Here is a 13,689-nt window from a genome sequence, read left to right as displayed (position 1 = left end):
CGCGCCAGCGGCGATCGTTGACCGGCGGTGGCGGTGCGCCGCGCGGTCACGTCTATCCACGCAACATGGAATGGCTATAGTCGCTCGCGGGGCCGGGGTGCCCCGTTGGGGGGGCAGTGCAAAGCACGGAAGTCGCGCGCCTGGGCAAATGGTTCGGGCGCCTCGTCGTGGGTGGGTTGTGGGTTGTCGCAGCAGGCGTGGCCGGTGCAGTGGGCGCCGACCAGGCCGAACCCGATCTGGACGAAGCGATCCGCGTGATCGCTGGCGAAGCCGTGCGCGATACCCCATCCCAACCTTGAACCTGCATCGAGAGGGCACCGTGGCGAACACCGGACGCAAGCGCAACATCGCACTGTCGTTGATGGCCGCGTGCCTCGCGATGGGGGGCATCGGCGCGACGCATGCGCAGACGCAACTGAACTTCGCCAACCTGGCGGGCGGCTGGACCGGCGACGGCGGCCAGGCGAAAGCGGCGTACCTGCAGGGCCCAAGCGAAGTCGTGATCGACGGCGCGGGCAACCTCTACGTCTCCTCGGTGTGGGCCAACCGCATCCGCAAGATCACCCCGGGCGGCGTGATCACCACGCTCGTCGGCGGCGCCAACGGCTTCGGCGGTGATGGTGGGCAAGCGTCGAAGGCGCTGATCGATCGCCCGAGCGGCATGGTGTTCGATGCAGCAGGCAACCTGTATTTCTCCGACTCGGGCAATCGCCGCGTGCGCCGCATCGCGCCGGACGGCACGATCACGACGGTCGCGGGCAACGGCGACTGGCATGCGAGCGGTAACGGCGGCCAGGCGAAGTCGGCCGGCATCGGCGATCCCACCGGACTTGCCTTCGACAAGAACGGCAACCTCTTCATCGGCGACCGCAGGCACCACATCGTCCGCAAGGTCACGTCGGCCGGCGTCATCAGCACTTACGCGGGCACGCTCGACTTCGCCGGTTACTACGGCGACAACGGCCCCGCGACTTCGGCCTACCTGTACGACCCCGAAGGCATCGACGTCGACGACGCCGGCAATCTCTACATCGCCGACACGAAGAACAACCGCGTCCGTCGCGTCGCCACCAACGGCACGATCACCACGTACGCGAGCGGCCTGAGCATTCCGCTGAACGTCGAAGTGGACGCGGCCGGCAACGTCTACATGGAGTCGGACTGCCAGATCGCGAAGCGCACGCCGGCCAACGTGACGACGATCTACGGCTCGCTTGCGTCGTACTGCGACGGCAAGAGCCCCGATGGCACGCTCGCGACCAGCGCGCAATTCGGCTATCCCGACGGCATCGCCGTCGACGCGGCCGGCAACATCTTTTTCGCCGACACCAACAACGCGCGGATCGTGAAGATCGCCGCCGCCGACAGCAAGGTCTACACGTACGCCGGCACGCCGGTCGTCATGCCGTACGGCCAGGCCGGCGCGACCGCGATGACGTCGTACACCAACGCGGTGACGGTGGCCGACGATGGCGGCGTGATGTTCAACGAGTGGCTGTACTCGTATCGCGTGCGCGAGATCTCCGCCGGGAAGGTGTGGGAGTACGCGGGCACCGGCCTGGCCTCGGTCGGATGCACGGGCACCCTGGCGACCTCGTGCAGCTTCGCGCGCGTCACCGGCCTGGCCAGCGGCCCCGGCAACGTGACGTACATCGCCGACCGCGCGACGAATACCGTCACGCGCGTCAACGGCAACGGCACGACGACGCTGTTCGCCGGCGGTGGTTCCGAACCGCTGGACAACGTGCCGGCGACGCAGACGAACTTCACCCTGATGGGCAACATCGCGCTCGACGGTGCGGGCAACCTCTTCATTCCCGACAATCGCGGCAGGATCGTCAAGGTGAACCCCGCGGGTATCGCGACGACGTTCGCCGGCAGCGACGACCCGAGCGCACCGATCGGCGACAACGGCCCGGCCACCAGCGCGTCGCTGGCCAATGCGACGCATGTCGCCGCCGACGGCGCCGGGAACGTCTTCGTCTTCGCACAAGGGCTGATCCGCAAGATCGGCCTCGACGGCATCATCCGCCGCGTCGCGGGCAAGACGTTCAACGAGGATCCGACCATCGACGGGTTCTACCGCGGCGAAGGCGGGCTCGCGCTCAATGCGCAGCCCGGTTCGGTGACGGGCATGGCCGCGCATCCGAGCGGCCTGTACTTCGCGTCCGAAGGCAAGGTGCGCCGCATCCGCCCCGACGGCAGGATCGAAACCGTGCAGGGCACGCCGAACTACGCGATGGGCCTCGCGGCGAAGTTCGGCTACCTGTACGTGACGACGCAGAACGGTCGCGTGGTGCGCGCGCAGCTGCCGCGCATCCCGGTGAACGACTTCAACGGCGACCATCGCAGCGATGTGTTCTGGCGTGGCAGCACCGGCGTCAACCGCGTGTGGTTCAGCGCCGAATCCACGACGGGCATGGCGCCGGCAACGATCGCGACGGAAAACAAGCTCGTCGCGCAGGGCGACTTCGACGGCGACGGCAAGACCGACATCGTGTGGCGCAACACGCTCAACGGCAACAACGTCGTGTGGCGCGCGGGCAATGCGAACACGATCATGGTGCTCGCGACGCAAGCCGACCAGAACTGGACGATCGTCGGCGCGGGCGACTTCAACGGCGACGGCAAGTCGGACCTGTTCTGGCGCAACAAGGTCACCGGCGCCAACGACATCTGGCTGACCGCCAACAGCGCGACGAAGAAAGCCGCGTCCACGATCCCCGACCTGAAGTGGGTGCTCGCGGGCATCGGCGACTTCGACGCCGACGGCAAGTCCGACGTGCTCTGGCGCCACACGCAGACCGGCGGCAACCTGCTGTGGTCCGGCGCCAACGCGGGTGCTTCGAAGTATCTCCCGAGCCTTGCGAAGCTCACTTGGAAGGTCGCCGCGATCGGCGACTTCAACGGCGACGGCGTGTCGGACATCGTGTGGCGCGACACGGCCACCGGCGCGAACCAGATCTGGAAATCCGCCAACGCCTACACGCAGATGTACCTGACGACCGTGCCGAACACGCAGTGGTTCATCGCAGCCGCGGGCGATTACGACAACGACGGCATCGACGACCTGGTGTGGCGCAACTCGGCCACGGGTGCGAACACGTTGTGGCGGAATGCGGTCGGGAGCAACCAGCGCGCCATGGCAGTGTGGGGTCTTTCGTGGAAGATCCAGCCGGTCGAAGCGCAGCCGTAAAACGTAAAACACGAACCACTGATCGGACTTCGGGGGAAGGAACGATGGGGAACGAAACGAATCGCCCGGGCGTGCTCGGGCGAGTGGCCGCGACTGCGCTCCTGGTCGTGGCGGCCGGCGTCGTGGGGACGACGCACGCGCAGCAACTGACATGGACGCAGATCGCCGGCGGCACCTGGACCGGCGACGGCGGCGCGGCGAAATCGGCGAACCTCGTCGGCGTCGGCGATGTCGCGATCGACAAGGCCGGCAACATGTACGTATCGCAAAGCTCGGCCAATCGCATCCGCAAGATCACGCCGCAAGGCGTGATCAGCACGTTGGTCGGCGGCAGCAGCGGTTTCGGCGGCGACGGCGGTCCCGTGTCGAAGGCCTTCATCAACAAGCCGGCCGGGTTGAAGTTCGACGCCGCGGGCAACCTGTACTTCGTCGACAGCGGCAACCGCCGCGTGCGGCGCATCGCGGTCGACGGCACGATCACCACCGTCGCGGGCAACGGCATCGCCGCACACGCGGGCGACGGCGGGCAGGCCACGAGCGCGAGTTTCATGTCGCCTTACGACGTGGCGATCGACAAGAACGGCAATCTCTTCGTCTCCGACACCGACGCGCAACGCGTGCGCAAGATCACGCCGCAAGGTGTGATCAGTACGTACGCAGGCTCGGGCGTGCGCGGCACGAACGCGGGCGAGGGCGGCCCTGCAACCGCTGCGCAGTTCTGGGGGCCCTACGGCATCGATGTCGACGCAACCGGCGTCCTGTACATCACCGACGCGGGCAACCGCGCGATCCGCAAGGTCACGACCGACGGCATCATCTCGACGTTCATGCCGGGCGTTACCACGTACGAGATCCACGTGGACGCGGCGGGCAGCGTGTACTTCAACTACGACTGCGCGCTGATCAAGCAGTCCGGGTCGACGCAGGTCGTCTACGGCGGCGTCGACGACAACTGCAGGACGCGTTCGGCCGAGGGCGCCAATGGGATCGGAACCGCGCGCTTCGGTTACATCGAGGGCATCACCACCGACAGCGCCGGCAACGTCTACTTCGGCGACTGGACCTTCGCGCGCGTGGTGAAGATCGCTGCGGCCGACGGCAAGGCGTACACGCACGCGGGCGCGGTGCAGATCGCCGGCCAGGGCGCCACGGCGCTGGGTGCGAACCTGGCGGACATCGAACACCTCTCGGTCGGCGACGATGGTTCGATCGCCTTCCACGAGCGTGCACCGACGTATCGCATTCGCCGGATCGCGGGCGGCAAGATTTCGGCCGTCGCCGGCAGTGGCCTCGAGCCCTGGGATGGCTGCGACGATTTCTATTACGACTGCTCGTCCGCCTTCGCCTGGGACATGATTCCGTATGCGACCGCGGCGGCGAGCGGCGGCCTCGTGTACGTGTCCAACGTGCTCGCCAGCGGCGTGCAACGCGCGGCGCTCGATGGAAAGATCACCCAATTCGCAGGCGGCCTCGGCGGCAGCCCCATGGTCGAAAACGGCCTGGCGAACAATACGAGTCTCTCCGTGCGCGGCATGGCCCTCGACAGCGTCGGCAACATGTACCTCGCCGCCGCGAGCACCGGGGTCGACAAGGTCTATCGCGTCGATACCGCCGGCAAGATCACGACGTACGCCGGCAACGGCACGCGCGCACAGACCGGCGACGGTGGCCTTGCGAAGAACGCGGCCCTGTTCTCGCCGCGCCTGGTTGCCACCGACGGCGCCGACAACGTCTACGTCTACGAACTGCCGAGCACGATCCGCAGGATCTCGCGCGGGGGCGTGATCACGAAGATCGGGGGCGTGGCGAACGCCGACACGAACGCGCCAACGTTCTATTCGGGCGAGGGCGGTCCTGCACTCAGCGCAAAGCTGGGCAACGTCACCAGCCTCGCCGCACACGCGCTCGGCGTGTACTTCACCTCGGAAGGCAAGGTGCGCCGCATCCGTCCGGACGGGAAGATCGAAACGCTCACGAGCCTGCCGTATTACGCGAAAGGCGTCGCGATCAAGACGAGCGTCCTGTACGTCGCCACCAGCAACGGTCGCATCTACCGCGCGAAGTTGCCGCGCGTCGTGCCGACGGATTTCAATGGCGACCACCGCTCCGACCTCTTCTGGCGCGGCAACACCGGCGTCAACAGGATCTGGCTGAGCGCCGAGTCCACGACGGTCATGGCCGCGGCCACGATCGCGACGGAGAACAAGCTCGTCGCGCAAGGCGACTTCGACGGCGACGGCAAGGCCGACCTGGTGTGGCGCAACACGATCAACGGCAACAACATCGTGTGGCGTGCAGGCAACGCGAACACGATCATGGTGCTCGCCACGCAAGCGGATCAGAACTGGACCATCGTCGGCGCCGGCGACTTCAACGGCGACGGCAAGTCGGACCTGCTGTGGCGCAACAAGCTCACCGGCGCCAACGAAATCTGGCTGACTGGTAACAGCGCGACGAAGAAGGCCGCGTCGTCGATCACCGACCTGAAGTGGGTGCTGGCCGGCATCGGCGATTTCGATGGCGACGGCAAGTCGGACGTGCTGTGGCGCCACACGCAGACGGGCGGGAACCTGATGTGGTCCGCCGCGAGTTCGGGCGCCTCGACGTATCTCCCGAGCCTGTCCAAGCTCACATGGAAAGTCGCGGCGGTCGGCGACTTCAACGGCGACGGCGTTGCGGACATCGTGTGGCGCGACTCGGCCACCGGCGCCAACCAGATCTGGAAATCCGCCAACGCCTACACGCAGATGTACCTGACCACCGTGCCGAACCCGTCATCGTTCATCGCGGCCGCGGGCGACTACGACAACGACGGCATCGACGACCTCGTGTGGCGCAATTCGGCGACCGGTGCGAACACGCTGTGGAAGAACGCCGTCGCGAGCAACCAGCGCGCCATGGCGGTGTGGGGACTTTCCTGGAAGATCCAGCCGGTCGAAGCGCAGCCCTGACCGGCGTTGCGCCCCTCTCCCACGCGGGAGAGGGGTTCAGCCGGCGCGCGATCAGCCTTCCTGCTGCGCCGACAGGTGCGCTTCGTTCAACTTCTGCGCACATTCTTCGCAACACACCTCGACGGTCTGGCCGCCGATGGTGACCTGGATGGCGTTCTCGTCGAGCGGGTAATCGCAGGCAGCACAGGTTTTCTGGGCCATGATGCATCTCCAATGAGCGACCCGTGATCGGGTGTGTGTATTGGAGCGCGGCGGGGTGGGGCGGCGCTGTCGAAATCTTTAGCGAGTCACCGCCGGCTTGGCGTCCAATCGATGTGCTTGACGTATGCCGGGTACGTCTCGTCCTTGTGTTTCGCGCACTGCTTGGCGAGCCACTCGAACCACTCGGCCCACGACGGCTGGCGCTGCTCGTTGCGGATGTGGATGCACCACGCGCCGAGCTTGCGCCACATCACCACGATGATGCCGCCCGCGAGTTCGACCACCAGCGGGAACGGCGCGATGCGTTTGTAGACGAGGATGCCGAGCGTCTCGACCGTGCAGCACACCAGCACCGCGGCGTATTGCGCTTCGGCCCCTTCTTCGCGCAACCGTTGCCCCGACACGCTGTCGGGCAGGGCCAGCAACAGTGTCATCGCGCGACAGAACTCCGCGCCGATGAAGGTGCGCATGACTTCCGCGGCCACCGCATCCTGGCGCTGCCGCTTGTATTCGATGAACTGGATGAGCGCGAAGATCGACCCGGCCACGACGGTCGCAGCGCCGATCGCCTGTGCGAGATTGCCGAGGTCCTGCAGGTCCATTCCGAAAGCAACGGCAGCGACCCGCGCCACCGGCAAACGCAAGCTCAGCCGTCAGCGTCGCCGCAACGCCGACTGCCGGAATTCGGAGGGCGAGCGTCCGTAAGCCTGCTGGAACGCCGCGCTGAAATGGCTGTGGCTGGAGAACCCGAGGTCGAGCCCGAGCGTCGTGAGGTCTTCGCACTCGGCGATCAGGTCGAGCGAGCGCGCGAGCCGCAGGCGCAGTTGATATTGATACAGCGGCAGCCCTTCGACCTGCTGGAAGCTCTGCGTCAGGTAGACCGCGGACACGCCGACTTCCGTCGCGACATCGGCCAGCGTCCAGCGCCGCGCGAGGTCGCGCACCAACACGATCTTCGCGCGATCGACCAGGCGCTGCCGCGCGACACTCGCACCCGCCGCGTGCGTCGTGCGCGGGCCCAGCGCACGTTGCACGAGCGTCAGCGCGAGCGACTCGCCTTCCAGCGGCTCCGCGATCCCTTCGCGCAGACTGTGGCGGAGCAGCGCGACCAGCACCTGCGCGCGCGCATCGATGCGCAGTCGATGCTGGCGGAAGGCGAAGGACTCGCCTTCGCGCAACAGGTTGGCGGGCGCGATCTCCTGCAGCAAACGTTCGTCGACCGAAACGACAAGACTCGCATCGCCGCCCGCATTGGGATGACGCACGCGGTAACGCTCGCCCCGGTTGAAGAACAACACCTGGCTCGCGTCGGCCACCGCTTCTTCTTCGCCGACATGCACGACGTACGTGCCGCGATACGGGAACACGAGTTCGGTGACGGTCGACTGTTCCTCGTCGCCCAGGTGGCGATGCTCGCCCGGGCACACGACGTCGCGCACGGCGACGGTCGGCGTTTGCAGGAGCAGGCGGGAATGGAATTGGGACATCGGGTCGAAGCTTAGCGGGTTGCGAAGTTTTCGAAGGCCTGCATCCATCCGGGCTTTCGCACGACGTGACGCGCGCCGCTTCCCGGCAACCCGCGCTGCTTCTCCATCCACCGCTCAATCCACCGCCGCCCCTGCGCCATCGATCCGCACCGCGCGCGCAGCGTCGACTTCTGCCAGTTGATCTGCGTCGCCCACGCGCCGTCGCGTTCGCGATAGACGATCGCGATGCAGCCGGCGTTCCACAACAGGTGCGCGGTGTCGGCCTGCACGAGCCATCGGCATGCGGGGGGAAGTGGGCGCGTCGGAGGTTCGTAGGCGAACGACATGCGAGCGCATCGTAGGCATTCGGGTCGCGCGCCTCGCGACGCTGCGCATGCGGCTTTTGTTGCAATGCGCAATCAGCGTCGAACGCGCCGCAATGCGCACATCTTCTTGCTGCACTGCGGAAGTTCCGCTTCTTTTCGTGCCACTCGTCGCAAAGTCGAATTAATTGTTAGCAAAGCGTTACAGCAGTGTTACATAGGCGGCGTGGCGCATCGAGCGCCACCGGCGCACGAATGGGGGGCGCCGTCACGACGTGGGAAGGAGATCACGTATGACGAAGGAAGCACGCAAGAGCGTCTTGAAGCTGTCGGCGCTGGCATTCGGGCTGTCGTTCGCCTTGGCCTCGCAGGCGCAGGATGCAACCGCCGACCAACAGCAACCCTCGACCCCGGCAGCGCAAACGCCGACCGAACTCGATCGTGTGCAAGTCGTCGGCTCGCGTGCACGCGGCCGTACGGCGGCCGAAACCGCGGCCCCCGTCGATGTGATCACCGCCGAGCAACTGCGCCAGGCCGGCGTGCGCGAAACCGGCCAGATCCTGCAGATGCTCGAACCCAGCTTCAACTTCTCGCGCACGTTCGTGAGCGACGGTACCGACATCCTGCGTCCGGCGACGCTGCGCTCGCTCGGTCCCGACCAGGTGCTCGTGCTCGTCAACGGCAAGCGCCGACACCAGCAGGCGCTGGTCAACGTGCAGCAGACCATCGGTCGCGGCTCGGCCGGTACCGACATCAATGCGATTCCCGTGTCCGCGATCGACCGCGTCGAAGTGCTGCGCGACGGTGCGTCGGCGCAGTACGGCTCCGATGCGATCTCCGGCGTCATCAACATCATCCTGCGCCAGCAGACCGACGAAACGCTCGGCAGCATGGAACTCGGGCAGACGTACGAAGGCGACGGCGAAGTCGCGCATCTCGGACTCAACACCGGCTTCAAGCTCGGCGACGGCGGCTTCCTCAACCTCACCGGCGAATACCGCGATCGCGGCGAAACCAACCGCGCGGGTCCCGACCTGCTTCGCGTCTCGCCGCCGCGCGTGACGCAGCGCCTCGGCGATGCCGATGCGAAAGACGCGTACCTGTGGATGAACGGCGAGTTGCCGCTCGGCGGCGGCGAGTTGTACTGGTTCGGCGGCCTGTCGAAGCGCGAAGGCGATTCGTCGGGCTTCTTCCGCACCGGCGACGACAACCGCACCGTGCCCGAGCTGTATCCCGACGGCTTCCTGCCCAACATCATCACGACGGTGGAAGACGGCTCGCTCGCGCTCGGCTGGCGCATGAACCTCAACGAGAGCTGGGACATCGACCTGTCGGTCAACCACGGCCGCAGCCAGTTCGGATTCGAGGAAAAGAATTCGGTCAACGTCAGCTGGTGGTACGAACCGATCGATCCGCTGGATCCGACCGGCGCGCAGTTCAACGAATCGCCGACGTCGGCCGACACCGGCACGCTGGAGTTCACGCAGACCACGTTGAACGCAGACTTGCGCGGCACGATCGACTGGGGCATCGGCAACAGTCCGCTGTCGCTCGGCACGGGCCTGGAGTGGCGCGAAGACGGCTACAAGATCGAAGCGGGCGACCCGGTGTCGTACATGTACGGCCGCACCGACGATCGCAACATCCCGATCTTCGGCCAGGCCGGCGACATCGCGCAGCCGGGCATCCAGGGCTTCCCCGGTTTCTCGCCGCGCGAAGCGGTCGACGAAAGCCGCCACAACTGGGCGGCCTACATCGACACCGAAGCGAACCTGACGAGCGACTTCCTGCTCGGCGCCGCGGTGCGTTACGAGGACTACTCGGACTTCGGCGAAACCGTCACCGGCAAGCTGTCGGCGCGCCTGGACATGAGCCCGACCTTCGCGATCCGCAGCACGATCTCCACCGGCTTCCGCGCGCCGGGCGTGCAGCAGTTGTTCTACGGCCAGCGTTCGACCAACCTCAACGCCGAAGGCATCCTCACCGACACGCTCACCGCGCGCCAGGACAGCGACGTCACCCGCGCATTCGGCATCGAGCCGCTGAAGGAAGAAGAGTCGGTGAACTTCACCCTCGGCGTGGCGTGGCGTCCGAACGAGAAGTTCGCGCTGACGGTCGACATCTTCCACATCGACATCAACGACCGCATCATCTTCTCGAGCAACATCCAGCCCGAAGATCCCGCGACGTGCGGTCCGTTGAACGCCGGCTGCCCGATCCGCGCGATCCTCGATCCCATCGGCGTCGGCCAGGTGCTGTTCTTCACCAACGCGATCGACACGAAGACCGAAGGCGTCGACATCGTCGCCGACTACAACACCGAAGCCTGGGGCGGCAACCTCGACCTGACCGCGCTGCTGCACTGGAACACGACGACGGTCAACAAGCGCCATTCCGATTCGTCGGTGCTCGCACCGGGCGTGCTGTTCGACGACACGCAGGTCACGCTGGTGGAAGAAGGCCAGCCGGGCGAGAAGCACATCCTGCAGGCGTTCTACACGCTCAACCAGTGGGAGTTCACGCTGCGCGAGAACTACTTCGGCGAAGTGTCGGGCGAAGGCTTCACCCCGGGCATCAAGGAAACCTGGGGCGGCAAGTGGCTGACGGACATCGCGGTCGGCTACAACATCAACGAAAAGTGGCGCGTCACGCTTGGTGCGAACAACGTGTTCGACGTGTACCCGGACAAGTGGGACGCGGGCATCATCGATCCGAACAACCCGGGCCTCAACAACCCGTTCCCGGCGCTGGGCTTCATCTACGGCTGGGAAACGCTGCCGTTCGGCATCAACGGCGGGTATTACTACGCGAAGCTCGATTTCCGGTTTTGATTGGCATGGTCTGATCAACATGTGCTGATTGCGAGCACGCAACGTTCGACAAGGAGGCCACCGCAAGGGTGGCCTCCTTGTTTCGCGCACATCAATCGCGCACGCGCACCGTCGCCGACATGCCGGGTCGCAGCGCTCCCAACGCGGGTGCGCCGTCCTTCAACGCAATCCGCACCGGCACGCGCTGCACGATGCGCGTGAAGTTGCCGGTCGCATTGTCCGGCGGCAACAACGCGAACTGCGCGCCGCTTGCCGGCGAAAGACTTTCGAGCTCGCCGCGGAACGTCGTGCCGGGCACGGCGTCGATCGCGATGTCGACCTTGTCGCCCGCGCGCATCCCTTCGAGCTGCGTTTCCTTGAAGTTCGCAACGACCCACAGGTGCGTCGGCACGAGCGCGATGAGCTGCGTCCCCGCGCGCACGAACTGGCCGACGCGCGCCTGGCGCTCGCTCACGCGTCCATCGACCGGCGCGCGCACGACGGTGCTTTCGACGTCGAGCGCGGCAAGCGACACCGCCGCTTGCGCTGCCTGGATGTCGGCTTCGAGTTGCGGGCGCTGGCTTTCGAGCACGCCGGTGCGCTGGCGCGCGAAGGCGAGGGCGGCGTCCATTTCCGCGGCGCGCGACGACGCGGCCTGCGCGGCGGACTCGAGTTGGTCGAACTGCGAAGCGGCGATGAGTTGGTCGCCGACGAGTTCGCGACCGCGAGCGGCGTCGCGCTGCGTTCGTCCGGATTCTGCGAGTGCCTCGTTGACGGAGGCGCGTGCCTGGCGAATCGCAGCGCCCTGCAGGCGCACCTGCGCGTCGAGGTTGCCGATCGCCGCGCGACGCGCCGCGAGCGCGGCCTCGGCTTGCTGCAGGCGCGCGCGATAATCGCGGTCGTCGATGCGGAACAGCACATCGCCGGCCTTCACCGGCTGGTTGTCGCGCACGGCGACGGCGACGATGTGGCCCGAGACCTTAGGACTGATCTGCGTGATGTCGCCGCGCACGTACGCATCGTCGGTGTAATGCCGATCCCAGCCTTGCACGATGCTGCCCGGCAGCAGGCCCGCGGCGAACGCGGCGGTGACGGTGCCGGCGATCAGGATGCCGACGAGGGAAGCGTTGCGGAGTATCATGGCGGGGTTCCTTCGCTTGCGCGGGGGAGGGGCGGGGAGCGGCCGATCATCGCGACGCCGACTGCGGCGACGATCAGCACGAGCGCGATGAGCGCGAATCCTTCGTTGATCGCGAGCAGCCAGGCTTCGCGTCGCACGGTGGCGCCGATCTGCGCGACGGCGCGTGCGGTCGCGAGCGCGTCGTCGCCGACGCGCATCGACCATGCGTTGATCAGCGACGCCAGGCGGTCGCTCTGCTGCGCGGCGCCCGACGTGATGTGTTCGACGAGCACGCTGGAGTGGTATTTCTCGCGCTCGGTGACAAAGTGCGACACCAGGCCCGTGCCGACCACCGTGCCCATGACGGTGGTGAGGTTGAACGCGATGGAAGCGGTCGGTCCTTCTTCCGGCGTGAGCGAACCGGCGCCGATCAGCAACACAGGCACCAGGAAGAACACCTGCCCGATGCCGATCAGCGCGAGGCTCCACCGCAGTTGTTCGGCGCCGACCACGCTGGTCGAATACGCCGCGATCGACGTCCCCAGCGCCACCAGCAGCAGGCCGAAGATCGCCGGCACGCGGTTGTCATGCACCTGCATCGCGCGCCACACGAGCGGCAATCCGATCACCTGCGGCACGAGCAGCCACCACAATGCGTGCGCGATTTCGAGCGGCCGGTACCCGAGGTTCATCGCGAGCAGCAGCGGGACCAGGTAGGCAGACGTCGCGAACGACGCGCGGAACACGAGGTTGAGCGCGATCGGAATGCCGAACCGCCGGCTCGTCAACGTGCGGATGTTGAGGATCGGCGCCTTTGCGTGCCGCCACGCGAAGGCGAACCCGACCGACGCACCGATCGCGATGCTGAAACCCCACGCGACCACGCTGCTGTCGAGCCAGAAGCGCCGCGTGCCCTGGCCGAGTGCGAGGAACACGGCCCCGCTCGCGATCGACAGCAGCGCGAACTGGAGCCAGTCGGTCTTCAACGGCACGCGATCGATCGGCGCAGACGGCGGCATCCAGCGCAGCGCGGCCATGAGCAGCAGCACGGAGGCCATGAACTGCGCGACGAACAACCCGCGCCAGCCGAACACCGCTTCGATCGGCGCCGACAGCACCGGTCCGGCATTGACCGATGCGATCAACACGAACGCCAGCATCGCCAGCCCGAACGGCAGCCGCGGTCCCTTGCAGAGCATGAAGATCGCGGTGAACGCGATCGGCCCGAACCCGCCGCCCGCGAAGCCTTGCAGCGCGCGCGCGAACAGGATCGTCGGCAACGCACCGGCAATCGCGCACACCCACGCACAGGCGGCGAAGACGACCGTCGCCCAGGTGAGATAGCGCCGCAACCCGAGCGCCCGAATCAGCGGCGGCGACACCACGATGCCGGCCGCGCTCGCGACCTGGAACACCGTCGAGATCCACGACGCCTCATCCGCGGAAGCACCGATGCCGCCCTGGATGTCCGCGAGATTGGTGCCGACGAACTGGCCGGTGAGATTCGACAGGAACGAACCGGCCAGGGCCGTCAGCACGGCCGGTGGCATCCACGCGAGGGAGGACGTGGAGGGCGCAGCGGTCGTGCCGACGATGTTCATGGCAAGCGGCTTGGTGTTGGA

General features: G+C 66.8%; 10 protein-coding genes. 4 read left to right on the top strand and 6 right to left on the bottom strand.

The genetic code is table 11. The features are described from left to right. Positions 1-116: 116 nt before the first annotated feature. The 3 genes from LK996_RS00965 to LK996_RS16650 are packed head-to-tail and all read left to right on the top strand — an operon-like array spanning position 117 to position 6,147. Positions 117-299, top strand: coding sequence for a hypothetical protein (locus LK996_RS00965; RefSeq protein WP_230525309.1), 183 nt, complete (start codon positions 117-119; stop codon positions 297-299). After that, positions 296-3,196 carry an FG-GAP-like repeat-containing protein gene (locus LK996_RS00960; protein ID WP_230525308.1) on the top strand — a complete coding sequence of 967 codons (2,901 nt, stop codon included), beginning with the start codon at positions 296-298 and terminating at the stop codon, positions 3,194-3,196. The genes LK996_RS00965 and LK996_RS00960 overlap by 4 nt, the downstream gene beginning before the upstream one ends. Further along, a complete protein-coding gene (locus LK996_RS16650; protein ID WP_343225840.1) occupies positions 3,109-6,147 on the top strand; it encodes an NHL domain-containing protein in 3,039 nt (1,012 codons plus the stop codon). Before LK996_RS00960 ends, LK996_RS16650 begins: the two co-directional genes overlap by 88 nt. Before the next feature lie 51 nt (positions 6,148-6,198). On the opposite strand, the gene LK996_RS00950 is transcribed toward LK996_RS16650, so the two are convergent. The 4 genes from LK996_RS00950 to LK996_RS00935 all read right to left on the bottom strand — a co-directional run bounded on the left by LK996_RS00950 (position 6,199) and on the right by LK996_RS00935 (position 8,161). Next, positions 6,199-6,348 (bottom strand): hypothetical protein, encoded by a 150-nt coding sequence (locus LK996_RS00950; RefSeq protein WP_230525306.1) that lies wholly within the window; start codon positions 6,346-6,348, stop codon positions 6,199-6,201. An 86-nt stretch (positions 6,349-6,434) separates the two neighbouring features. Further along, positions 6,435-6,950 (bottom strand): DUF4760 domain-containing protein, encoded by a 516-nt coding sequence (locus LK996_RS00945; RefSeq protein ID WP_230525305.1) that lies wholly within the window; start codon positions 6,948-6,950, stop codon positions 6,435-6,437. A 51-nt stretch (positions 6,951-7,001) separates the two neighbouring features. Then, entirely contained in the window at positions 7,002-7,835 is an 834-nt protein-coding gene (locus tag LK996_RS00940) for a helix-turn-helix transcriptional regulator (protein ID WP_230525304.1), read from the bottom strand. A gap of 11 nt (positions 7,836-7,846) precedes the next feature. Continuing rightward, positions 7,847-8,161, bottom strand: a complete 315-nt coding sequence (locus LK996_RS00935; RefSeq protein ID WP_230525303.1) for a hypothetical protein — start codon at positions 8,159-8,161, stop codon at positions 7,847-7,849. A gap of 269 nt (positions 8,162-8,430) precedes the next feature. Here LK996_RS00935 and LK996_RS00930 point away from each other — a divergent pair, with 269 nt between their 5' ends. Beyond that, on the top strand, positions 8,431-10,968 hold the full coding sequence (locus tag LK996_RS00930) for a TonB-dependent receptor plug domain-containing protein (protein ID WP_230525302.1): 2,538 nt from the start codon (positions 8,431-8,433) through the stop codon (positions 10,966-10,968). Positions 10,969-11,059: 91 nt separating this feature from the next. On the opposite strand, the gene LK996_RS00925 is transcribed toward LK996_RS00930, so the two are convergent. Together LK996_RS00925 and LK996_RS00920 are read right to left on the bottom strand one after the other, a co-directional pair. Beyond that, complete coding sequence (locus LK996_RS00925) at positions 11,060-12,088, bottom strand: HlyD family secretion protein (RefSeq protein WP_230525301.1); 1,029 nt, start codon at positions 12,086-12,088, stop codon at positions 11,060-11,062. Next, complete coding sequence (locus LK996_RS00920; protein WP_230525300.1) at positions 12,085-13,668, bottom strand: MFS transporter; 1,584 nt, start codon at positions 13,666-13,668, stop codon at positions 12,085-12,087. Before LK996_RS00920 ends, LK996_RS00925 begins: the two co-directional genes overlap by 4 nt. Positions 13,669-13,689: the final 21 nt, after the last annotated feature.

This window comes from Noviluteimonas lactosilytica, from assembly GCF_020866925.1.
Lineage (GTDB): Bacteria > Pseudomonadota > Gammaproteobacteria > Xanthomonadales > Xanthomonadaceae > Noviluteimonas > Noviluteimonas lactosilytica.
This window is presented reverse-complemented; position numbering and strand designations above follow the sequence as displayed.